This is a genomic window from Paeniglutamicibacter sp. (assembly GCF_046714615.1).
Taxonomy (GTDB): Bacteria; Actinomycetota; Actinomycetes; order Actinomycetales; family Micrococcaceae; genus Paeniglutamicibacter.
The window spans coordinates 1-21,327 of record NZ_JBKKAP010000071.1; the positions used below are offsets into that span (position 1 = coordinate 1).

Below are 21,327 nucleotides of genomic sequence, written 5' to 3' on the forward strand. Positions count from 1 at the left end.
CGCGGCCGTCGGGGGGGCTACCCGCGGGGTCCCCCCCCCTGGGCGCCACTTTTTGTCTCTGGGATCGGGCTACTTGGCCAGGGACTCCAGGGCACGGATGTTCGAGTCCATCCACGACACGTAGTCGGTGTTCGCCGGCAGGGTCTCGGTGAAGTCGATGACAGCCACCTTCGCCGCGTCGGCCTGTTTGCGGATGCTTTCGGTCTGCGGGCTTTCGGTCTGGGTGTTGTAGGCCAGCACGTCGATGTCCCCGGCGTCGAAGCGCTTGCCCATCTCGTTGAATGCCTGCGGGGAGACCTCGCCGCCGCCCTCGATGGATTCGCTCAGGCCCTCGGGGGTCGCGTCGCTCATGCCCAGGTCCTCAAGCAGGTGGAAGGGCACCGGCTCGGTCATCGCGAAATGCTTGCCATCCAGGGACCCGTGGAGCTTCTCGACCTTGGCTTCGAGGTTCTTCAGGTCGGTGCTCAGGGCTGCAGCATTGGAGGTGAAGGTTGCGGCGGCCTCGGGCTTCAGCACTGCCAGTCGTTTGGCGATCTCGTCGGTGAGCAGGCGCATCGATTCGAGGTCGTACCAAACATGCTCGTTGAAGGCTGCGTGGCCATGGCCCGCGTGGTCGTCGTGTTCGTCGGCCGCGGCGGCCTCCTCCGCGGCGTGGTCATGGCCTTCGTGCTCGTCGGCCTCCTCCGCGTGCTCTTCCCCTGCCGCGATCGGCGAGGTGTCGACGGCGTTGATGACCGTGGATTCGGAAAGCTTGAGGTCCTTGGCCAGGACGTCCATGAAAGCGTCGTATCCGCCGCCGTTGGCAACCACGAGCTGGGCCTTGGACAGTGCGAGCTTGTCGCGCGAGGTGGCCTCGTAGGAGTGCGGGTCCTGCGACACGGAGTTGATGACGGGGCTTGCCTCCACCAGGTCCCCGCCGATCCGGCTGACCAGGTCGGCGTAGACGGTGGTGCTGGTGACCACCTGCAGCCTGTCCTGCTCGGCGGCGGGTTCCTGGCCTGAAGCATTTCCACCGCAGGCCGCCAGGGCAAGGGTGCCGGCAATTGCCAGGGGGATGAGGCGCAGTGTTCGACGATTCATGGGTGAAGCGATCCTTCTCATGCCAGTGGAGGTTGCGTACAAGTAACCACTCTAACCTAAACAAGAACCATTAGCGTTAATCTGTGCCGAAGGCGAAGGCGAAGGCGAAGGCGAAGGCGCACCGCGGCGCCGGGGCGACGGGGGGAGCGGCTCAGTCGACCTCGGACGCAGTCGGCTGCAGGGCGCGGCGGCCCGACGGCTTGGAACCGCTTCGCTCGGCCTTGGCGCCGGACCCGGTGGCCTTGGTTCCTGACCCGGTGGCCTTGACCACGGCCACGGCGATGGCCGTGGTCACCGGAATGGCCAGCACCAGACCGATGGAACCCACCAGGATCCGGATGACCTCTTCCGCCATCTGGCCCGTGGTGAGGGTGTCGATCAGGGGTCGGTCGTACAGGCTCACCAGCACCAGGATCGGCAGGGCGGCACCCGCGTAGGCGAAGGCGATGGTGTAAACGGTCGAGGCGATGTGGTCGCGGCCGATGCGCATCCCCGAGGTGAAAAGCTGCCGGGCCGTGGAATGCGGGGCGATTTCCGCCAGTTCCCAGACGGCGGAGGACTGGGTGATGGTCACGTCGTTGAGCACGCCCATGCCGGCGATGAGCAAGCCGCACAACAACAGCCCGGAAAGGCTGAGGTCGGGCACCACCGTGCTCAGGGTCAGGGCGGAATCCTCGGTGGCCCCGGTCAGTGCCGCCGCGTCGGTGGCCCAGGTGGCAATGGCCGCGGTGACGCCCAGCCCGAACAGCGTGCCCAGCAGGGCCGTGGAGGTCCTGGCGGAAAATCCGTGGGCAAAGTACAGCGCAGCAAACATGACGATGGTGGAGGTGGTGAGCCCGACGAGCATGGGGGACTTGCCTTCGAGCAGTGCCGGGATCATGAAGCTGACGATGAAGAACAAACCTCCGGCGAGCCCGGCCAGGGCCCGCAGTCCGCGCCACCGTGCAACCCAGCACACCACCACCGCGTAGGCGATGCCCAGCAGGGCCAGCGGGGTCGAGCGCACGAAGTCAACGAAGACGTACGGTGCGGAGGTGTCGGTGGTGTGCGACAGGTCGAGGTACTTGATCTTGTCCCCTGCCTCCAACGGCCGGGACTGGGTCGTTTCCGGAGGTACCTCAAGCGCGAAGGATGTGCCGCCGGCTTCGGGGGTGACATAGGAAATGTCGCACAGCAGTTCCTGGCCGCCGACCTCGTCCAGGCCTTCGGTGGAGGGGCAGGTCTCGCTCACGGTCCGGGTGACGGTGCCGGTGGAAAGCTCCACGCCGTTCGCAGTGTTAAAGACGTCGTTGAGGGGCGACGTGGTGATGCCGTCACTGGGCCAGAGCATGAGGGTTGCCACGAACGCCAGCACTCCCACCGGGGCGAGCAGGATCCAGAGGATGAGGTTCGCGCGTCGGCGCCGGGCCGGGTCAACGAGTACGTCTGCGTGGTGGTGTCCACCCATGAAAGGTTCAGCTCCAGATCGATTGCGTGCCGTTTCTCCCCAAGAGTCCCCCACCAGAACAGTGTAGCGATTCGAAATGAACCATCGCCCGGGAGCCATGCCCGGGAGCTGCCGTCGCCGAGCGGGACGGCGGCAGCCGCGGAACGGCATCCCGTGGATCCTGAGACTGGATGACGTTCCGCGGTTCGTCGTACGTCGATTAGATGACGTCGGGCAGGTTCGCCACCCCATCCAGCACCCAGGAGTGGGGGTGGGCTTCGAGGTCCCCGCGGCCAAGCGCCCCCGTGAGCACGCCCAAGGGGAGGACGCCGGCATTGTGTCCTGCGAGCAGATCGACAACGGTGTCACCGCCGGCCACGACGGTACGGACATCGTGGACTCCGGTTGCTTCCATGACCCGGTGGATCATGTAGGGCGCGGGGCGCCCGGCCGCCACCTCGTCGCTGGTCACCACGGCATCCAGCAACTGGCCGTCGCCGATTCCCCAACCGAGCGCCTCAAGAATCGGTCCCGCCACATCGCGTGAGAAGCCGGTGGTCAGGCCGACCTTGATGCCCCGGGACTTCAGGGTCCTCAGTGCCGCTTCAACCCCCGGCAACGCCACGGGCGGATTCTGGGCATAGAACTTCGCCAACATCTCCCGGAACAGGTCAAACTGCCGTGCAACGAGCTCCGGGTTCGGGGTTACCCCGCCCAGTTCCAGCAGTGCCGCGATGGCCTCGGTCTTGTCTGCACCCATCCAGGTCTGGAGATCCTCGGGCTTGACCGTGGCACCGGTTGCCGTGACGGATCCTTCCAGCGCCTTGTAGACATCGCCGTGCTCATCGATGGTCGTGCCGGCCATATCCAACACCACTAGCTTGATCATGTTGTTTTCCTTTTTTCGTAAGGGTCTCAGCCCCCGGACAGGGGACTGCTGCAGCTTGGGACTGCGCTGTATTTTTGGTGACGAGGTGTGCCGGAGACGGCAAGCACGTATCGGCCGGTTCTTCCGGACTTGCCCGTTTAGATCGCGGTGAACGTCACGGAATTCCTCAGGGTGCGGCCTTGGGGCGGTAACATGAGCGAGCCCAGTTCCGCCATCGGCCGGGGCTGTGCCACCAGGGATTCCCAGTCGTGGGTTTCCCGGGTCTCGGCCAGGAAGTCGATTGCCTGTTGCAGGTGCCGCGGCTCGTAGTTGTGCACGCCGGTGATGCTGAGCAGCGAGCGGACCATGCGTTCGGGGTCCAGGGCCACCGCCGGCCCGGGGGAGACGGAACCGGCAAGCACCAGTCGGCCGCCGGTATCCAGGGAATCCAATGCCGAGAGCACCGCGGGCTGTGCCCCGGAGAGTTCCACCGCCACGTCATAGGCTCCTGCAACAGCTGGCGCTTCGCCCACCAGTCGGGTTGCGGTTGCCCCGAACTCGCGTGCCAGTTCCAGCCTCTCCGGGTTCAGATCGCTGACCTCCACCGATGCTGCTCCGCGCTGGCGTGCCACCGCACAGGCAACGATGCCCAGCATTCCGGCGCCGCTGACCAGCACCCGCTGGCCCCCCAGTTCCCCGGCGGCCTCGAGCACCGCCATCACGGTGGCGGTGGCGCAGGCGGCGGGGGCCGCCGCGGCATCGCTGATTTCCTCCGGCACCGAGACCAGGGTGATGCCGCGCGGCAGGTGGATGTGGGAGGCGTAGCCGCCGGACAATCCCCACGGGCCATCGAGGGGTTCGTGTCCGGTCTTGAGCAGGGAACGGCATTTGGCACTGCGCCCGGCGGTGCACCTGTCGCAGTGGCCGCAGCTCACCGTGACGCTCCAGATGACCCTGTCGCCTAGGCCAAGTTCCCGGCCCTGGAAGTCGCGGACCCCGCCCGGGCCGGTTGCAATAATCGTGCCCACGGCCTCGTGTCCCAGGATCGAGGGGGAGGGGCCGGCCCGGCGCCCGGAGACGGTGTGGATGTCGGATCCGCACACCGTGGCCAGGTCGATCCTGGCCAGGGCTTCTCCGGGGGCAAGATCCGGCACGTCCAGGGCACGGGATTCGAAGTCCCGGCCGCCGGTCCAGAGCTGGGCCGTCAGAGTCAGGCGACGTGTTTGCGTATCCATGCGGAGAGCCTTTCGATGATGAAGACGATGGCGAAGATGATCAGGATGATGGTCCCCGCCACGTTGAAGTTCAGGGTGCGCACCGATTCCATGAGCAGGAACCCGATGCCGCCGGCACCCACGATGCCCAGCACCGTCGAGGTGCGGATATTGACATCCAGCATGTACATCAGGTGGCCCACCAGTTGCGGCAGGGCCTGCGGGATCACCGCGTTCAGCAGCGTGTCCCACCATCCGCCGCCCACCGCACGCACCGCCTCGAGCGGGCCGAGGGGGATTTCCTCGATGGAGTCGGCCACCAGCTTGCCCAGGAACCCGACGGTTCCCACGGCCAGGGCCATGGAACCGGCCATCGGACCCAGCCCGATGGCCGCGACAAACACGACGGCCAGGATCAGTTCCGGGATGGCCCGCACCACCAGCACCACGGCCCGGGCCGCCGCATAGAGCGGGCGCGAGGGGGAGATGTTGGAGGCGGCCAGGATGCCCACGGGGACGGCCAGCACCGCACCGATGACGGTGGCGACCAACCCGATGGCGAGCGTCTCCACCACCGCGACGAGCAGCAATTCCTCCACGCCCTCGATCGAGGGCGGCAGCAGCCTGCCAAAGACCCCGGCGAGCTCGCCGAAGTTGGTCAGCGGCGTGAGCGGGTTGATGCGCAGGTGCACCAGCGAGTAGATCACCGAGGCGAACAAGGCGGCGCCGGCGATGGTGCGGACCCGCCGGTCCCGGGTCCACGGCGGCCTGATCGCCGAGTCGGCGTCGATGGCCCGGGGGGCCGGGCCGGAGTCGGCCGGGTTCAGCAGGGTGCGGCGCAGCGCGATGGAAAGGATCTCCATGGCGGCGATGACCAGCAGGATGATCAGCACGATCCCCATGGCACTTTCATACATCAGCCCGCGCAGGGAATCCTGCAGGGCAAAGCCGATGCCCCCGGCGCCGACAAAGCCAAGCACCACGGAGGTGCGCAGGTTGATGTCGATGCGGTAGATGAAGGTGCCCAGCCAGGCCGGGATCACCTGGGGCAGCACGCCCATGACCAGTTCGCCCAGGCGCCCGGCTCCGGTGGCGCGCACGGCCTCGCGGGGTCCGGCCTCGGAGGCCTCGATCGCGTCGGCAAAGAGCTTGGCCATCATGCCGACCGAGTGCAGCCCCAGGGCCAGGATGCCCGGCAGCACGCCGATGCCCAGCGCGCGGACGAAGAGCACCGCGAAGACCAGGTCGGGGATGGCGCGGCACATGGTGATCACCATGCGCGCGGCACGGTGGACCACGGGGTGCGGGGTGGTGTTGGCCGCGGCCAGGAAGGCCAGCGGAACGGAGATGACGGTGGCAAGCACCGTGCCCAGCAGCGCCATCATGAGCGTCTCGAGCAACAGCTCAAGGATCCGCGGGGGCTCGCTCACCTCCGGCGGGAGCATGCGGGCGAGCAGGTTTGCCACGTCGGTGAAGCCGCCGCCCAGGGAGCGCAGGTCGAATTCGATGTGGTTGGCGCTGGCCAGGGTCAGCGGCACCAGTGCGGCGAGGGTGATCCAGAGGGTCACCCTTTCGCGGGTCACCGGGGGAAGCAGCGACTGGGGGCGGCGGGGCGACGGTGCGCCGGATGCCCGTGGGGCATTGGTCGGGCGGGTCTTGGTGGGAATCACGATGTTGTGGCACCCGCGTCCGGGTCCAGCTGCCGGTAGACCTCGAGCACTCGCTCCTTGGTGAGCGTGGCGGTGGCCTCGTCCAGGACCTTTTCGCCGTTGCGCAAGCCCACGATGCGGTGTGCCCAGTCCAGGGCCAGGTCGACCTGGTGCAGCGTGCACACCACGGTGATCCGGTTCTCGAGGCAGACCTGGAAGAGCAGGTCCATGACGTTTGCCGCGTTCTGCGGGTCCAGGGAGGCCACCGGCTCGTCGGCCAGGATCAGCTCGGGCTTCTGCATCAGCGCCCGGGCGATGGCAACGCGTTGTTGCTGGCCGCCGGAGAGTGAATCGGCGCGCTGGAAGGCCAGCTCGCCCAGACCCACGCGTTCGAGGTGTCCCAGGGCCTCGCGTCGCTGGGCCTTGGTGTAGCTGAGCAGGCCGTAGCGCGGTCCGCGGATCCGACCCGCCGCACCGATGAGCACGTTCTCCAGGCAGCTCAGCCGCCCGACCAGGTTGAAATGCTGGAAGATGAAGCCCACGCGCGAGCGCAGGGCGCGGAGCCGGCGTGACTTGGTCTTGTGCACCGGTTCGCCGAGCACGGTTGCCTCGCCTCCGGAGAGCGGGTGCAGCCCGTTGAGGCAGCGCAGCAGGGTGGACTTTCCGGATCCGGAGAGCCCCAGCAACACTGTCATTTCGCCCTTGGCCACCTGCAGGTCGACACCCCGCAGGGCGTGGGTTGCCCCGAAGCTCTTGCGCAGTCCGCTCGCGTGAATGGCGATTTCCGGTTCGGGTGCCACGTCGTGCCCCTGCTCGGTGAAGGTCCCCTGGATCAGGCTCATGATGCGCACTTTTCGGACTTCGTGGAGGCGCAGACGCTGCGGATGCCGTCATAGTCGGCGTCCGTGGCAGGCACGACGCCCCAGGCGTGTTCGCCGGTGATCAGGCAGTCCTCGTCCTGGCAGTAGCCCTGGGATTCGAAGTAGTCGGCGTTGGCCTTTTCGGCGAACAGGGTGGTGAGCTTGGCGGTGGCGTCGTCGCCCAGGGAATTGCGCACGGCGAAGACCGAGCCCGGGATCTTTTCCGAGGTCCAAACCGACTTCAGGTCTCCTTCGGCTAGTTCGCCCTTGCCCGGCAGGGTTTCCTCGACCATGGACTGCATCGCGAAACCGACCTCGCAGTCGCCGTTCTTCACCGACAGGGCCGAGGCGTCGTGGCCGCCGGCGTAGATGGGCTGCAGGGCGGCGCTGATGTCCGATTCCTTGCCGCTGGCTGCGACGCCCGCCTCGATCAGGCCGGCCGAGGGGTAGAGGAACCCGGAGGTGGAGCCCGGGTCGACGAAGCAAGTGTCCTTGCCCGCGAAGTCCTTGATGTCGTTGACCCCGGCGTTGTCACCCTGGGTGATGCCCAGGGCGTGGTAACCGGAGGGTTCGCCCTTTTCGCCCGCCAGTGCGCCGAGCGGTTTGATGTCGGCCTCGTTGGTGGTCGCGATGACATAGGAGAACGGGCCGAGGAAGGCGACGTCAACGCGGTCGGCGATCATGCCCTCGACGATGCCCGCGTAGTCGCTGGCCTGCTGAAGCTTCACCGTGGACCCGGTCTCGGCCTCCAGCATCTTGATCAGCGGTTCGTAGGTGCCGGTGAGGTCGGCGGAATTTTCGTTCGGGATGGCGCCGATGACGATTTCGGCGGGGAATCCGGCCGCGGTGACTTCGGGTTCTGCCGGGGCGCAGGCGGTGAGCAGGGCGGCGGCGGCCAGGGCAGCGGTGAATGCGAGTGTCTTGCGTTTCATGGGGGAGACCTGTTCTGCGGTGGTGGTCGAGGGGATTGGCTTCGAAGTCGGGCTTCGGTGGCCGTCCTATTCAGCATGGCCGTCGCTCAAGACATTTGTCTAGACAGATTGGGGTCGTTTGCCGATTGTTCACCCAACGTTTATTCCCTTGTTTCATAAGGATTTTTGGCGGTCTTGGGTTAGGATCATGGTATGCAAGCAGAAGCCACCTACCTAAAGTTGTCCCAACAGATCTTGGAGCAATATGCGGACCTTCCCCTGCAGCGACCGCTGCCCTCCGAGCACGAGCTGGGTGCCCTCTTCGGCGTCAACCGGCAGACCATCAGGGCCGCGCTGGAGGAACTGGAACGCCGCTGGCTGATCCGCCGGGTCAAGGGCAGCGGAACCTTCCGCACCAAGCGCTACGAGTACCGGATCGGCCCGGACATCGCCCCGTCCTTCACCCGCACCGTCCGCGCCTCCGGTGCGGACCCGCGCACCGAAAACAGCAAGCCCACCACCCGCCCGGCCAGCACGACGGAGCGCGAGATCCTGGGACTGTCGGCCAACGCGCAGGTGGCGGTGTTGGAGCGTGTGCGCTTCATCGACGGTGCCCCGGTGAGCACCGCCGTCTCGGTGCTTCCCGCGGCCCGGGTGCCGCGCCTGGCCGCGGCCATGGGCTCGGAAGAATCGTTGGACACGGTGTTGCGCCGGCAGTACGGCTACACGCCGGTGCGGCAATGGAGCCAAAGCAGGCTCGCCTCGCCGCCGGCGGAGGTCGCCAAGGTGCTGGGCCTGCGGGGCCGCCCGCCGCAGATCCTGCTGCGCGGGCTGGTGTCCTGTGCCGAATCGGGGCACAAGCTCGAGTACGTGGAAAGCTACCTGCGCCCCGACGTGTTTGATGTCGTGACCGAGGTCGGCAAGTGGTAGCCAGCTACACCCTGGGACATGTCCGGGCGCTCGCCGGGGGCCGTATCCTGGAGGACCAATTGATCAGCGTGGTCGGCGGGGTCATCGAGGAGGTCCGGGACCATCCGTCCGGCCTGGCGGCGGATGTCGACGGCGGCGGGAAACTCTGTGTGCCGGGAATGGTCGACCTGCACAGCGATGCCTTGTCCCGCGAGTACCGTCCGCGTCCCGGGGCGCGCATGCCCATCGACCTGGCGATGCAGGCGGCCGAGGGGAACCTGCTGGCCGCCGGCGTCACCACCGCCTTCCATGCCGTGTCCTTCCAAATCAAGTCCGCGGTGGGGATTCCGATTGGGTCGCCACGGGCCTTGGAAGTGCACGATGCGGTGAATGCCTACCTGGATCCGCGCATGGACCATCGGGTGTTGCACCGTCTGGACGTCCGTTGCCGCGGCGGCGTGGAGATGTTCCGCGACCGGCTCGACACCGGGCAGGTCCCGCTGGTTTCCTACGAGGACCACACCCCGGGCCAGGGCCAGTACCGCGACCGCACGGTGATGGAACGCTGGCTGCGCGAGGCCCAGCACATGGATGCGGCGCAGGCCGCGGACCACGTGGATCAGTTGATTGCCGAGCGGGAGAAGGAACTTCCATTCAGGCAGCAGACCCTGGCCTGGCTCGGCGAATTGGCCGCGGCGAAATCCATCAGGCTCATGGGCCATGACCCGGTGACGCCGGGGGAAATCGACGAGCTGGTTCAGCGCCATGCCGGCATTGCCGAATTTCCCACGACCTTGGACGCGGCCCGGCACGCAACCCTGAGGGGGATATCCACGGTTGCCGGGGCGCCCAACGTGCTGCTCGGGGGATCGCACTCGGGGAACGTCTCGGCCCTGGAACTCGCGCAAGCGGGGGTGCTGGACATCCTGGCCTCGGACTACCTGCCCTCGAGCCTGCTGACTGCCGCCTTCGAACTCGCCCGGTTGGGCCACGCAACGCTCCCGGCCGCCATCGCCATGGTCACCGCGAATCCCGCGGTTGCCGCGGGTCTGGATGACCGGGGAATCCTGGGCGTGGGGTATCGGGCCGATCTGGTGTTGTGTTCCGTGGTGCGCGATCGACCGCGCGTGATTCAAACGCTGTCGGCCGCAATGTAGCAGGCGGCCCCGCTCGAGGGGGCTCATTCGCTGCCGCGGGGCTCATCGGCGACGGTGAAATAGATCTTGCGCAGTGGCTCGGTGACGGTCCAGGTCGTCTTCATGCCGGCACTGAGACGCATGACGGTGCCGGGGACCAGATCGGCGGTGCGTGCCGGGTGGCCGTCGAAGGGCTCGATGACCACGGTGCCGTGCCCGGCGGTGACGACGAAGATTTCCTCGGCCTCCACATCGTACACGGAGCCGACGCCCATCTCCCAGATCCCGAATTCGGTCCCCGCCAGTGTCCCCAGGGGAACCGTGGCAGTGGTGGCTGGCTCGCCGGATACATGCTCTGTCGACACGGGTTCGGGGTTCAGTGGCACCCTGTTCACGCGCAGGGCCTGGCCGCCGAGCAGCTGCGGGAATTCCTTGGCGCTCACGAGTCGAACCCCATGCCCGCCGCGTCCATGACCTTGAGGAACGGGCCGCGCCTGCCCTCGTTGCGGTCGGCCTTGACCAGGCCGTTGATCATGAGTTTTACGCCTACCCATGCCGCGGGCTCGGGAGGGAAGGGCAGCGGCTTCTTTCTGACCATCTGCAGCCCGGTGAGCTCGGTCTTGGCGCCCGAGAGCAGATCGAGCATGACGCGCGCGCCAAAGCGGGTGGCACCGACTCCCAGGCCGGTGAATCCGGCGCAGTAGGCGACCCGGCCCTGGTGGGACGTGTCGAAGAAGGCGAAGAAGCGGCTGCAGGTGTCGATGGCCCCGCCCCAGGCGTGGGAGAACCTGATCCCCTCCAGCTGCGGGAAGGTGCCGATGAAGTGCGCGGCCAGCTTCCTGAAGGTCTCATCGTGCCTGTCGTATTGGGTCTTGACCTCCCGGCCGTAGTGGTAGATCGCGTCATAGCCGCCGTAGAGCAGGCGCCAGCCGCCGTCCTCGTCGATGGTGGGGCGGGCATAGTGGAAGCGGTTGTTCATGTCCGACAGGCCAATGTTTTCCTTCCAGCCGATGGCCTCGCGCTGGGCGGCAGTGAGCGGTTCGGTCATCAGGGCGTAGTCGTAGACCGGGATGGTGTGCAGCCGGTGGCGCTTGAGCAGGGACGGGAAGGCGTTGGTGGCCAGGGCGACTCGTTGGGCGGTCACGTTCCCGGCGCCGGTGCGCACCCGGATCTCGGCGGGGGTGGAGGTGAGCTCCTCGCCCCTGGTGTGTTCGAAGATCTTCACGCCGAGTTCCAGGCACACCCGGCGCAGGCCCCAGGCGAGCTTTGCCGGGTGGACCAGGACAGTGGTGTGCTTGTCCCAGTTTCCGCCTTCGAAGAGCGGGGAGTCGATGTGGGAGCGCACTTCCCGGGCGTCCATGGCAACGATTTCCGGGTTCCTGGCTGCCTCTTCCTCGAGCCATGGCACCTGGTGCTTCTCGGTGGCGACGTTCAGCACGCCGCCGTCTTCCAGATCGCAGTCGATCTTGTATTTTTCGACGGTCCTGATGATGCCGGCCAGGTTTTCCGCGCCGAGCTCGGCCAGCCGCTTGTTTTCCCGGGGGAGGTGCCTCTCGCCGTTGGATTCGCCGTGGACCAGGGAGGCCTCGCAGAATCCGCCGTTGCGCCCCGACGCCGCCCACCCCACGGTTTCGGCCTCGATGAGAACGACCTCTCGGTCGGGGTCCTGTTCCTTGGCCAGCAGCGCGGTCCACAGCCCGCTGTAGCCGCCGCCGACCACCAGCAGGTCGGCGGCGAGGTTGCCTTCCAGCGCGGGCAGGGCCGCGGGGCGGTCCGGATGCGCGAGCCAATAGGGGGAGTAGGTGGTGCCGCTGAGCGCGGCATCGATGGCTGTCTTCTCGATGGTCGCCTCGATGCGGTCGTAGGAGACGGGGATGCCGTTGGACGTGGCAGGAATGCTGCTCATGGAGTTTCCTTGCATGAAAGATGCGAACGAGGCGTTTGCGTGCAAATTGCTTGCGGGCGGGGGAGGTTTCGACGGGGAACCGGTGGCCCTAGAGGCGTGCCGCGGCACGGGCAAAGACCGCGTGACCGGCGGCGAGGGTGAGTTCCACCCCCCACGGCATGCAATTCGGGGGTGTCGACGGCGAATGGGTCCGGGTCCAGCAGGATGATGTCGGCGCGGGACCCGGGGAGGAGGGATCCGCCCTCGGCATCGCGGTTGATCCAGGCGCTGCCCTGCGTGTAGCCGCGCATGGCTTCCAACAGGGTGATGGCTTGACGGGGGACCAACGCTTCGGCCCCGGGGTAGTCGGGGTGCGTACGGTTCACCGCGACGTGGATGGCCCCGAAGGGGTTGGGGGTGGAGACCGGCCAGTCCGATCCCATGGCCAGGTGCGCACCGGCGTCGATCAGGGAGCGGAAGGGGTACTGCCGGCCTGTCCGTTCCTCCCCAAGGAACGGGGTGGTCAGCTCCGTCATTTGGTCGTCGTTGCAGGCCCAAAGCGCCTGGGCGTTGATGCCCAGACCCAGTGCCCCGAAGCGGGCAATGTCGTCAGGGTGGATGACCTGCAGGTGGGCGAGGTGGTGTCGTCCGCCGGTGAAGCCGTTGGCGGACCGAGCCGCTTCGAGTGCATCCAGTCCCATCCGTGCGGCACCGTCGCCGATGACGTGCAGGTCGAAGCCGGCCTCATCCAGTGCGACCGCCACCGCGGTCAGCACCTCCTGGGCGAGGTAGCGCAGCCCGGTGGAGCCCGTGGCGTCGGGGCCGCAGGCGCAGGTGCGCAGGTAGGGATCGAGCATCGCGGCGGTTTGGTTCTCCGCGACCCCGTCGACCATGATCTTGGCGGTGGTGGTGCGAAACCCTGCCGCGGCGTTTTCCTGCCGGCGGGCCAGGAAGTCCTCGACCAGCTCCGGCACGTCCGCCAGGGTGGTTTCGCGGGGAACCCAGAGGGCGCCGGCGGCCTGGCCGCTCACCTTTCCTTCGTCATATAGGGCGCGGTAGATTTCCGATCCGTCCCTGTACCCGGCGTAGGTGCCCAGGATTGCTTCCTGCCAACCGGTGATCCCGAAGGAATGCAGGTACGCCTGGCCGGCCAACAACCCCGCGCGCAGGGTCGCTGCGTCGCGGGAGGGGATGAACCGATTGACCAGGTCCATGGCACCTTCGTGCAGGGTTCCGGTGGGATTTCCCTGGCCGTCGCGTTCGATGCGCCCGTCCTGGGGGTCGGGAGTGGCCGAGGTGATCCCGGCCAGGGCCAGGGCGGCGGTGTTGACCCAGGCGCCGTGGTGGTCGCGGTTGATCAGGTAAGCGGGTGTCTGGCCCGTGATCGGGTCCAGCACTTCGACCGTGGGGGTGCCGCCGGGGAAGTCGCTCATCGACCAGCCTCCGCCGGTGATCCAGTCCTCGGTGTTGCTTGCGGAGTATGAAGCGATGGTGGCCAGCGTGGCATCGATGCCTGCGGCCCCGGTGAGGTCACAGGCCAGGGACTCGACTCCGCCCATCAGGGTGTGGACATGCGCGTCGGTGAATCCGGGGGACAGTGCCCGGCCTTCCAGGGATACATCGTGCCCAGGATCCGGCAGTGCCTGGCGGACCTGCGCTTCGGGGCCCACGGCCAGGATGCGGCCCTCGCGCACGGCGACGGCGCTGCCCGGGTCCAGGACGGTGTGTCCGTCAAAGATGGTGCCCGAATGAAATAGCCAGCTCTCGCCCACTAGTGCCCTCTCGCCGATCGGATGCGGTGGTGGCCGCGAAATGCGTCACGTGTGTTTCCGTTCATAAAATCTCAGTCATGGCCTAAAGTCAACAGTGTTGACTTTAGGGACAGGCAAAGGAATCGCACCGGCATGAACACCGAAAAGCCCGCCGACAAGACGACCGCCCCGCGCCGCCGCGCCCAGGGCTTGGGCAGAGAGGTCATCCTTGAGACCTGCCTCAAACTCGCCGGCGGAACCGAACCCGATGCCCTGTCCTTCCGCAAGATCGGCAGGGATCTCGGTGCAGACCCAACGGCGTTGTACCGCCACTTCGCCGACAAGGATGAACTGCTGCTGGCGCTCGCCGACCGCGTCATTGCCAGGGGCATGGAGGGCTACGACCCGAGCCCGCGCTGGGACGATTCGCTGCGGGATCTGATGCTGCGGACCCGGGCGAGCTTCCTGCGCTACCCGCAGGTCGCCACGCTGGCCGCCCTGCGCGTGACGCGGCAGGAGGGAGAGCTGAAATTCATCGAGGCCATGCTTGCCGCCCTGGATCGGGCGGGCTTCGAGCACCGGGAGGCAGTGTTGGTCTACCGGGCCTGCGGCGACTTCATGCTCGCGTGGACCGGCTTCAGCGCGGGTCTGGTGCTGCTGGGTGAGAAGTCCGCGCAGGACGACGATGCCTGGGTGCGCAGCTACGCGGAGGTCTCGGCGCAGCAGTACCCGTTGGCCGTGGCATCGGTGCAGATGATGGCCGAGGTGATGGACGAGGAAAACCACCGCTTCGCCCTTGACCTGCTGCTGGGTGGGATTGCCGCACGGCTCGAACGCTGAGCGCCGAGCCGCCGCGGTTGCAGCAACCTACCGGCATGCCCGGACGCCGCCGGGGGCGGTGTGAGCAGTGGCCAGCCGCATGCCGATCCCGCAGAGCATGACCAGCACCAGCTCGGCCGCGGCAATGCCCAGCATCGCGGTCGCACCGGCGGCGGCCGCCGCGACGGTGCCCTCGCCACCGTGCCGGTGCTCATGGATGCCCAACGACATGAACGTGTGTGCCACGGCCATGAGCGCGGACATGGCCAGCAGCTCGACCAGGGCCGCCGGGTTTCTCCAGGCCCGGTGTGCGCACTTGAGGCACAGCAACACCATGGCCACCAGTGCTGTGCCCACCCACGGCCCGTGCGGGAACAGCAGCATGACCCACACATGCCCCGCTGCCATTGCCACCGCCAGGGCGGCAACGATCCGGGCAAAGACCTGGGACCCCGTGGCCCGGCGGGCGCGGAGCTGCGCTGTCGCCGCGATCCGCGGTGCGGGCCATGCGCTAGCGGCCAGATGCGTGGTCATGGCATTTGCCCTATGAGTGGCAGGACTTGGAAGTGGCCGGGGCCGGGACATCCAGCACCGGCGAGCGGTCGAAGAAGCCCTCGGGACGCAGCTTGAACCCCACGGTGTCCACCGGCATGATGGGCCAGTCCTCGGGGCGCGGGAAGTGCGTGAGCCCGAAGGTGTGCCAGAGGACCACGTCCTCACCGTCGATGTTGCGGTCGGCCTTGACCCACTCGGGCAGGCCGCCGCCGCCGGCATGCTGGTTCACGAAGTCGCCGGTCGGGTAGCGCTGGTCCTCTGTGGACGGGGTAACCCACAGCGCCTTGGAGGCAAAGGTGGCACGGCGGTGGATCGAGGAACCCTCGTCGGCCAACAGCGTGGGGTTGCCTTGCGGATGCAGCTTGTAGCCGACCGGGTGGCCCAGGCGGTTCTCAGATTCCGGGTTGGAGATGACCCATGTCCTGCCCTTGGCCCCGTCCGCGTCGCGGATGGCCTCTGACTCGCGGGCCAGGAGGGTGCGTTTGCGGGAGAAGGCATTGCCGCGCAGATTCTCCGGGCCTGTGGGAACACGGACCACGTCTTCTTCCTCGACGCGGCCCGGGCCGCCATCGAGGGCAAAGTCGAGCCGGGCTCCGAAGAGGTGCTGGTGGTAGGGGGCGCCGAGTCCCGGCGCGAGTTCGGAGGCGTACGCGGTCTGACCGTCGGGCAGGGCGCTGGTGAAGACGATGCCGGTGGCCTTGGCCTCGAACTCGATGGTGCCATCGAGGTAGAGGTACCAGTAGAAGCCGTAGTCGTAGTTGCCGATGGTGGTGAAGAAGGAGATCACCAGGCGGCGGTTGCGGCGGGTGTAGTTGATGCCGCTCCACAAATCCGAGTGCTTGGAAAGGATCGAATAGTCCTCCTCGTGCATGCAGATGCCGTTGCGGATGGTGCGTGCCTCGCCGCGGGCGTTGGAGACCACGGGGGAGATGTAGTGGATTTCGCCCAGGCAGTCACAACCCAGCTCGAGCGAGTTGGCGAACTGGCCCACCAGGTATTCGCCGGTGTCGAAGTAGTTCTGCCAGCTGCGCACCGGGGAAGGGTCCCCGTAGGGGACAACCATCTCGGCGATGGAGGCGCGGTTCAGGATGCGGCGCGGTGCGCCCTTGTCATCGAAGGAGATGTTGTGCAGCACCAGGCCCTCGCGCACATCGAATCCAACATCCAGGCTCCACTTTTCCCATTCGACGTGGTTGCCGCCGGTGACTGTGAAGCTGGGGCCCTCCGGCTGGGTGATGGAGATCGGCTTTTGCGTGGTGCGCAGCGGGCCGGTCAGCTCCGGGTCGGTGTAGTTGCCATGTTCGGCGGGGATCGGCACGACACCCAGGTCGATGACCGTATCCACGCTGCGGTTGCCCACGTCCACGTAGCCGACCAGTCCGTCGACGGGGTGGGCCCAGGCCGAGTCCTCCGGGTGGTTCTGCACGAACGCCAGCCCGCGCAGGATGCGGCGGCCCGATTCCTCCGGGTACTCGAACACGCCGGCCGAGAGCGGGGCGACGCGCACGTTCTTCACGTCGAGATTCCGTTTGGCCAGGGCCTCGAGCCAGCGCGGGTCCTGCGCGAGCAGCTCCTCGACAACCTCGAATTCCTCTTCCAGGACCGGCAGCTCGCCGCTGGCGGCGGTATCAAGTTCGATGACGCTTTCCACCTGGCGGCGGGTCACCGAGACCACAACGTCCTTGGGCCGGTTGCCTGCGACATCGAGGATGAAGGCGCGGAAGCGGCGATCGGTGCCTTCGGCGTCGCGTCTCGGATCCTCAAGTCCCAGGTACGCCACGCGGGCCGAGTCCGGGAAATGTCCGTTCTCGGCCAGGATGGCTCGCACTGTTTCGATTTCCTGTTCCGTGGCCAGCGAGTAGGCGCCGAAGTTGGTGTGTTGGTCGGTGGCGTTGCTGAGGGTCATGGCTTGCCCTTTCAGGGGAGGGGGGTGAGCGAGACGCGCACGACTGGTTCCGGTGACGTGCGCCACGTTTTTATTCTCTGCTTGTAGAGAATAACCATGATTGCCCGCCGTGGCAAGGGGTCCGGGTTCCCGGGCGTCGGGTCGGGGGTTGGTGGCCGGTGCCCGTAGGATGGGCGACATGCCAAAGATTGTCGACCATGATGCTCGCCGCCTGGAACTCGTCGAGGTCACCTGGAGGGTCATTGCCCGCCGGGGATTCGACGGAGTGACCCTGCGCGACATTGCCGCCGAGGCCGGATTCGCCAATGGGGCCTTGAAGCCATATTTCCCCACCCGGGCCAGCCTGATGCGGGCAACCTTCACGCACGTCTTCGGGCGCACCAATGCCCGGGTGCGGGCCTCGACCAGGGAGTTGGCCGGCCTGCAGGCGCTTCGTGCCTTCGCCATGGAGGTCCTTCCCGTGGACGAGGAGCGCCTTGACGAGGCCCGGGTGGTGATCCCGTTCTGGCAGATTGCCATCCACGAGCCGGAATTCGCCGCCCTCAACGACGAGGCCATGCTTCAGTGGCGCAACTGGATCAGGGGCTGGATTGCGCAGGCGCGGCATGAGGGCTCGCTGCGCGGGGACGTCGTGGATGAGGTTGCGGCGGAAGCGCTGCTGACATTCATGCTGGGGTCCCAGGTGGTGGCGGTCCTGGATGCCGGGTTCAACGATCCGGCACAACTGCGGGCCCAGTTGGATCAACATCTTGGGCTGCTGCAGGCCGGGTGAGCCGGGACACCGATTTAAAACCTACGACCAGAGAAAAAACGTGACATGGCCGGATTTTCCGCGTACATTGGCTGCCATGTGACGTCACTCACCCCGCCCGTGTTTTGTCGGAGCGGACGGGGCGTGGCCGGAATGGGGAAAGGTCGCTCGCTCGTGTACCAGGTGCAGCATGTGGATTCGTTCAGCTCGTGGAAGGCGCTGGTTTCGAGCGCCTTCGTCCCGTTGTGCTCCGAGCCCGTCGGTGCCCAGCCGTTCGAGGGAACGGTCTCTGGAACCCAGCTGGGCCAGGTCGGGGTCATGGAGGTCGCCGCCTCTGCCCATGTGATCCGCCGGACGGAGGAATTGGTTGCCGCCGGGGATGTCCCGCGATTCAAGATCAACCTGCAGCTCGCCGGCCACGGATTGCTCCTCCAGGGCGGCAGGGAGACCGTGCTTCGCCCCGGGGAGATGGCCATCTATGACACGCAGCGGCCCTACTCGATGCTGTTTGACGAGGACTTCCGCACGCTGGTGCTGATGTTTCCGCAACACCTGCTGGGGCTTCCCGCCGGAGACGTCGCCGAATTGACGGCCGTGGGCTTTGGCTCCCACAACCAGTTGGGGCGCGCCGTAACGCCGTTCCTGGTGCAATTGGCACAGATGCTCCCGCAGCTGGCCGGTCCCGTGGGGCGGCGCCTGGCGGCCAATGCCGTCGACATCGCCGGGAGCATGCTGGCCAGCGAAATCCATGATCGAGGCACGCTCGGCGACGGGACGCGGCTGCGCCAGGTGCAGGCGATCCAGGCCTATATCGATGACCACCTGGTGGACCCGGAGCTGGCTCCCGGGTCGGTTGCCGCCGCCCATTTCATGTCCCTGCGGTCCCTGCACAAGCTATTCGGCGAAACCGGCCATACCGTGGCCGAACTGATTCGGACACGTCGCCTGGAACGGTGCCGCCGCGACCTGGAGGACCCCATGCAGTTGCACGTTCCGGTGGGGGCCATCGGCGCGCGGTGGGGACTGCCCGACGGCGCCCACTTCAGCAGGCTCTTCCGTGCGGCCTACGGCTGTTCGCCCACCGCATTCCGCTTGAGTATCTGAAAGACGATCGAGTCGATCAGGATCTCGAGCAGCTTCCATGACCGTTCCTCGTTGGGATCCGAGAGGTGCTGCAGGCTGATGCCATCGATGTTTGCGATGAAGGAACGCGCAATGATGTCCATGTCCTGGGGGTCCTGCACGCCCGAGACACGAGCGCCGTCGGTGAAGATTGCGACCGTCGAATCGACCCAGCCCTGGTACATCGACCGGTTGATTGCTGCGGCCCGTTCCACCTCGTCCTGGGTTTTGAGCCGGTTGCGGCGCAGCAGGAGTTCGAACGTCGTGACCTGCTCGTGCGGGGTGTTCAGCATGCGGCGCCAAATCCGCGTCGCGTGGGTGCGAACGGATTCCTCCAGAGGCAGGCCGCTGTCCATGGGTGCCAGCTCCCGGGCGTAGTCCCGGCTCAGGAAATTGTAGACCTCGTCAAGCAGGTCGTCCTTGCTGCGGAAGCAATAGTGAAGCGCGGCCAGCGGCGCGTCGGCCTCCGCGGCGATTCGGCGGGTCGTTGCCGCGGCGATCCCTTCGCGTGCAATTACCCGTGCGGCCGCCTCCACAAACTGGTGGCTGCGATCTTCTATGGAAACGTGGGCCATCTTGGTGGGCGCCTTTCTGAGCAACTTGTATTCCATCCTACGGACCCCCCTCGTCCGGACGTGGAAAGAAACTTTCCGAAACTTATGGTCAAACGACTAAGTCATGCGACATACTCTACTTGTCACGTTATCTGAATCACATCCAGGCACGGAAATTCCAGGAAAGGGGAGTGCAACCACATGACGAAGACCAGTCACGGCGCGGACACCGTTATCGTCAACGGGCAGCTCCATGGCGCCGGAGAAGCGGCTGGGAACGCCACCGCCATGGCCATCACCGGCCCGCAGATTTCGGCCATCGGCGATGCGGGGGTTGCGGACCTCATCGGCCCCTCGACCCGCGTCATCGACGCACAGGGAGGAGCAGTCCTGCCCGGAATCAACGACGGCCACCTGCACTTCGTGGAATCGGCGGTCTCCGCACACGGAACTCTCTCGGTGGGCGGCAACGTCGCCGGGACCTGGGAGCAGGTCGCAGCCATCCTCCGGGACGCGGTCCCCGGGAGCGACGGATGGATCCGCGCACAAGGCTGGGACGAGGCGATCCTGGGCGGCGGCGGTCCCGCATGCATTTTCGGACTGCGCCCGGATTCCCCGCTGGTCGCCTACGACCAGACCGGACACCAGCTTCTGCTCAATGAAACCGCTGCACGCCTGGCCTCCCTGGACTCCTGGACGCGGGGCTACCCGGACGGCGTGGTCGGCACCTTCGACGACGGCCGCGCCAACGGCCTGCTCGTGGACGCCGCGGTCGAACTCGCCGGCAAGGTCGTCCCTGCCCTGGGAAACGCCGAAGTGCGCCAATGCATCCTCAAGCACCAGCAGCGCCTGCACGCGCTGGGCATCACCTCCCTGACCGAACCGGGCCTGGGGCCCGGGGGCGATGGGCTCTTCGGCGGGTCAAGCGGAACGCGAAGCCTGGGACTGCTGGCAGACCTGGCCGAAGGGAACGAACTGAGCATGCGCATCAACGTGCTGCTGCTGTTTTCCTCCACGGGCGGCGCCAACGAACACGACGTCGTCACCGGCCTTGCCTCGGACCTTCCGGGATCCCTTCTGCGCCGCGGCATCAGCGATGAGCTGCTGCGCATCGCCGGGGTCAAGGTCTTCGCCGACGGCATCCCGCGCTCCGGTACGGCCTGGATGTCCGAACCCTATGAGACCCCCTGCGGCCACAGCCACGGTTCCATGGTCATCGCCGGGAACACCGAAGCCGAGCGCGAGGCCGAACTGCACCGGATCATTGCCCGCATCCACGACGCCGGGTTCCAGGCGGGAATCCATGCCACCGGGGACGCGGCGACGGACGCCGCGCTGCGGGCCATCGTCGCAGCCCAGGACAAGAACCCGCGCGACGCACGGCACTACATCATCCACGGTGCCCTCCAGGGACCCGGGACCATCGACACCTTCCGGCGCCACGGGGTGGGGCTGAGCACGAACCCGAGCATCCGCTCCGAGGCCGGGGCCCTGATGAAAAGGATCCTGGGGGCCGAAAGGTTCGACGCGCAGCAACCGCTCGCCTCCCTGCTCTCGGCCGGCGTCAGCACCAACATTGCCTCCGATGCCCCGGTGACCACGCCGGACTGGAGGGAATCGGTCATCGCCGCGGTCACCCGGGACACCACCGCCGGGCCAGGGGCGGCCACGGATCCCGAACGCGTGGGATTCGCCCAGGCGCTGGAGATGATGACCATCGAACCGGCACGCCAGGACCACGCCGAACACCGCAAGGGCAGGATCGCCCCCGGCTACCTCGCGGACCTGTGCATCCTGGCAAACCCCATCGACCGGGACATCCGCGCGCTGCGGACCAATCCCGCGACCCACACGATTTCCAACGGCACACTCGTGCACTCGGCCACCTGAATGAACCGTTCGTCCACCGAGCCGGGAACAACCAACCAAAG

General features: G+C 66.9%; 19 protein-coding genes. 6 read left to right on the forward strand and 13 right to left on the reverse strand.

Annotated features, from left to right (window positions below):
• Nucleotides 1–69: 69 nt before the first annotated feature.
• From ACLQ7E_RS07570 to ACLQ7E_RS07600, 7 genes are all read right to left on the reverse strand, one after another.
• A complete protein-coding gene (locus tag ACLQ7E_RS07570; RefSeq protein WP_411731962.1) occupies nucleotides 70–1,080 on the reverse strand; it encodes a metal ABC transporter solute-binding protein, Zn/Mn family in 1,011 nt (336 codons plus the stop codon).
• Nucleotides 1,081–1,231: 151 nt separating this feature from the next.
• Nucleotides 1,232–2,527 (reverse strand): YibE/F family protein, encoded by a 1,296-nt coding sequence (locus ACLQ7E_RS07575; RefSeq protein ID WP_411731963.1) that lies wholly within the window; start codon nucleotides 2,525–2,527, stop codon nucleotides 1,232–1,234.
• Nucleotides 2,528–2,726: 199 nt separating this feature from the next.
• Nucleotides 2,727–3,395 (reverse strand): phosphonatase-like hydrolase, encoded by a 669-nt coding sequence (locus ACLQ7E_RS07580; protein WP_411731964.1) that lies wholly within the window; start codon nucleotides 3,393–3,395, stop codon nucleotides 2,727–2,729.
• A 137-nt stretch (nucleotides 3,396–3,532) separates the two neighbouring features.
• On the reverse strand, nucleotides 3,533–4,609 hold the full coding sequence (locus ACLQ7E_RS07585) for a zinc-binding dehydrogenase (protein WP_411731965.1): 1,077 nt from the start codon (nucleotides 4,607–4,609) through the stop codon (nucleotides 3,533–3,535).
• Nucleotides 4,585–6,258: a phosphonate ABC transporter, permease protein PhnE gene (gene phnE / locus ACLQ7E_RS07590; protein WP_411731966.1), complete on the reverse strand. Its 1,674-nt coding sequence runs from the start codon at nucleotides 6,256–6,258 to the stop codon at nucleotides 4,585–4,587. Before phnE ends, ACLQ7E_RS07585 begins: the two co-directional genes overlap by 25 nt.
• Nucleotides 6,255–7,079: a phosphonate ABC transporter ATP-binding protein gene (phnC, locus tag ACLQ7E_RS07595; RefSeq protein ID WP_411731967.1), complete on the reverse strand. Its 825-nt coding sequence runs from the start codon at nucleotides 7,077–7,079 to the stop codon at nucleotides 6,255–6,257. The genes phnE and phnC overlap by 4 nt, the downstream gene beginning before the upstream one ends.
• Nucleotides 7,076–8,029 carry a phosphate/phosphite/phosphonate ABC transporter substrate-binding protein gene (locus ACLQ7E_RS07600; protein WP_411731968.1) on the reverse strand — a complete coding sequence of 318 codons (954 nt, stop codon included), beginning with the start codon at nucleotides 8,027–8,029 and terminating at the stop codon, nucleotides 7,076–7,078. Before ACLQ7E_RS07600 ends, phnC begins: the two co-directional genes overlap by 4 nt.
• A gap of 192 nt (nucleotides 8,030–8,221) precedes the next feature.
• Between ACLQ7E_RS07600 and ACLQ7E_RS07605 the strand changes: the two genes are divergently transcribed.
• Nucleotides 8,222–8,938, forward strand: a complete 717-nt coding sequence (locus tag ACLQ7E_RS07605; RefSeq protein WP_411731969.1) for a GntR family transcriptional regulator — start codon at nucleotides 8,222–8,224, stop codon at nucleotides 8,936–8,938.
• On the forward strand, nucleotides 8,932–10,074 hold the full coding sequence (locus tag ACLQ7E_RS07610) for an alpha-D-ribose 1-methylphosphonate 5-triphosphate diphosphatase (RefSeq protein ID WP_411731970.1): 1,143 nt from the start codon (nucleotides 8,932–8,934) through the stop codon (nucleotides 10,072–10,074). Before ACLQ7E_RS07605 ends, ACLQ7E_RS07610 begins: the two co-directional genes overlap by 7 nt.
• A gap of 23 nt (nucleotides 10,075–10,097) precedes the next feature.
• Here the strand turns inward: ACLQ7E_RS07610 and ACLQ7E_RS07615 are convergent, their stop codons facing one another.
• The 3 genes from ACLQ7E_RS07615 to ACLQ7E_RS07625 are packed head-to-tail and all read right to left on the reverse strand — an operon-like array spanning nucleotide 10,098 to nucleotide 13,710.
• On the reverse strand, nucleotides 10,098–10,496 hold the full coding sequence (locus ACLQ7E_RS07615) for a cupin domain-containing protein (protein ID WP_411731971.1): 399 nt from the start codon (nucleotides 10,494–10,496) through the stop codon (nucleotides 10,098–10,100).
• Nucleotides 10,493–11,959, reverse strand: coding sequence for an NAD(P)/FAD-dependent oxidoreductase (locus tag ACLQ7E_RS07620; RefSeq protein ID WP_411731972.1), 1,467 nt, complete (start codon nucleotides 11,957–11,959; stop codon nucleotides 10,493–10,495). The genes ACLQ7E_RS07615 and ACLQ7E_RS07620 overlap by 4 nt, the downstream gene beginning before the upstream one ends.
• Nucleotides 11,956–13,710, reverse strand: a complete 1,755-nt coding sequence (locus ACLQ7E_RS07625; RefSeq protein ID WP_411731973.1) for an amidohydrolase — start codon at nucleotides 13,708–13,710, stop codon at nucleotides 11,956–11,958. The genes ACLQ7E_RS07620 and ACLQ7E_RS07625 overlap by 4 nt, the downstream gene beginning before the upstream one ends.
• Nucleotides 13,711–13,842: 132 nt before the next feature.
• Between ACLQ7E_RS07625 and ACLQ7E_RS07630 the strand changes: the two genes are divergently transcribed.
• Complete coding sequence (locus ACLQ7E_RS07630; protein WP_411731974.1) at nucleotides 13,843–14,529, forward strand: TetR/AcrR family transcriptional regulator C-terminal domain-containing protein; 687 nt, start codon at nucleotides 13,843–13,845, stop codon at nucleotides 14,527–14,529.
• A 27-nt stretch (nucleotides 14,530–14,556) separates the two neighbouring features.
• Here ACLQ7E_RS07630 and ACLQ7E_RS07635 read toward each other — a convergent pair whose 3' ends face one another.
• Nucleotides 14,557–15,042, reverse strand: a complete 486-nt coding sequence (locus ACLQ7E_RS07635) for a hypothetical protein (RefSeq protein ID WP_411731975.1) — start codon at nucleotides 15,040–15,042, stop codon at nucleotides 14,557–14,559.
• Nucleotides 15,043–15,052: 10 nt separating this feature from the next.
• A complete protein-coding gene (locus tag ACLQ7E_RS07640) occupies nucleotides 15,053–16,969 on the reverse strand; it encodes a primary-amine oxidase (RefSeq protein WP_411731976.1) in 1,917 nt (638 codons plus the stop codon).
• Between the two features lie 178 nt (nucleotides 16,970–17,147).
• Between ACLQ7E_RS07640 and ACLQ7E_RS07645 the strand changes: the two genes are divergently transcribed.
• A complete protein-coding gene (locus ACLQ7E_RS07645) occupies nucleotides 17,148–17,741 on the forward strand; it encodes a TetR/AcrR family transcriptional regulator (protein ID WP_411731977.1) in 594 nt (197 codons plus the stop codon).
• Nucleotides 17,742–17,894: 153 nt separating this feature from the next.
• Nucleotides 17,895–18,824, forward strand: a complete 930-nt coding sequence (locus ACLQ7E_RS07650) for a helix-turn-helix domain-containing protein (protein WP_411731978.1) — start codon at nucleotides 17,895–17,897, stop codon at nucleotides 18,822–18,824.
• Here ACLQ7E_RS07650 and ACLQ7E_RS07655 read toward each other — a convergent pair.
• Nucleotides 18,785–19,417, reverse strand: a complete 633-nt coding sequence (locus tag ACLQ7E_RS07655) for a TetR family transcriptional regulator (protein ID WP_411731979.1) — start codon at nucleotides 19,415–19,417, stop codon at nucleotides 18,785–18,787. The two genes, ACLQ7E_RS07650 and ACLQ7E_RS07655, sit on opposite strands and share 40 nt — an antisense overlap.
• A gap of 180 nt (nucleotides 19,418–19,597) precedes the next feature.
• Between ACLQ7E_RS07655 and ACLQ7E_RS07660 the strand changes: the two genes are divergently transcribed.
• Nucleotides 19,598–21,286: an amidohydrolase gene (locus tag ACLQ7E_RS07660; protein WP_411731980.1), complete on the forward strand. Its 1,689-nt coding sequence runs from the start codon at nucleotides 19,598–19,600 to the stop codon at nucleotides 21,284–21,286.
• The last annotated feature ends 41 nt before the right edge of the window (nucleotides 21,287–21,327 follow it).

What these genes read in the sequence shown, in the direction of transcription:
- ACLQ7E_RS07570 (WP_411731962.1), bottom strand. Translation starts at nt 1,080, where the DNA reads ATGAATCGTCGAACACTGCGCCTCATCCCCCTGGCAATTGCCGGCACC.
- ACLQ7E_RS07575 (WP_411731963.1), bottom strand. Translation starts at nt 2,527, where the DNA reads ATGGGTGGACACCACCACGCAGACGTACTCGTTGACCCGGCCCGGCGC.
- ACLQ7E_RS07655 (WP_411731979.1), bottom strand. Translation starts at nt 19,417, where the DNA reads ATGGCCCACGTTTCCATAGAAGATCGCAGCCACCAGTTTGTGGAGGCG.
- ACLQ7E_RS07640 (WP_411731976.1), bottom strand. Translation starts at nt 16,969, where the DNA reads ATGACCCTCAGCAACGCCACCGACCAACACACCAACTTCGGCGCCTAC.
- ACLQ7E_RS07635 (WP_411731975.1), bottom strand. Translation starts at nt 15,042, where the DNA reads ATGACCACGCATCTGGCCGCTAGCGCATGGCCCGCACCGCGGATCGCG.
- ACLQ7E_RS07585 (WP_411731965.1), bottom strand. Translation starts at nt 4,609, where the DNA reads ATGGATACGCAAACACGTCGCCTGACTCTGACGGCCCAGCTCTGGACC.
- ACLQ7E_RS07580 (WP_411731964.1), bottom strand. Translation starts at nt 3,395, where the DNA reads ATGATCAAGCTAGTGGTGTTGGATATGGCCGGCACGACCATCGATGAG.
- ACLQ7E_RS07605 (WP_411731969.1), top strand. Translation starts at nt 8,222, where the DNA reads ATGCAAGCAGAAGCCACCTACCTAAAGTTGTCCCAACAGATCTTGGAG.
- phnC (WP_411731967.1), bottom strand. Translation starts at nt 7,079, where the DNA reads ATGAGCCTGATCCAGGGGACCTTCACCGAGCAGGGGCACGACGTGGCA.
- ACLQ7E_RS07630 (WP_411731974.1), top strand. Translation starts at nt 13,843, where the DNA reads ATGAACACCGAAAAGCCCGCCGACAAGACGACCGCCCCGCGCCGCCGC.
- ACLQ7E_RS07620 (WP_411731972.1), bottom strand. Translation starts at nt 11,959, where the DNA reads ATGAGCAGCATTCCTGCCACGTCCAACGGCATCCCCGTCTCCTACGAC.
- ACLQ7E_RS07645 (WP_411731977.1), top strand. Translation starts at nt 17,148, where the DNA reads ATGCCAAAGATTGTCGACCATGATGCTCGCCGCCTGGAACTCGTCGAG.
- ACLQ7E_RS07660 (WP_411731980.1), top strand. Translation starts at nt 19,598, where the DNA reads ATGACGAAGACCAGTCACGGCGCGGACACCGTTATCGTCAACGGGCAG.
- ACLQ7E_RS07600 (WP_411731968.1), bottom strand. Translation starts at nt 8,029, where the DNA reads ATGAAACGCAAGACACTCGCATTCACCGCTGCCCTGGCCGCCGCCGCC.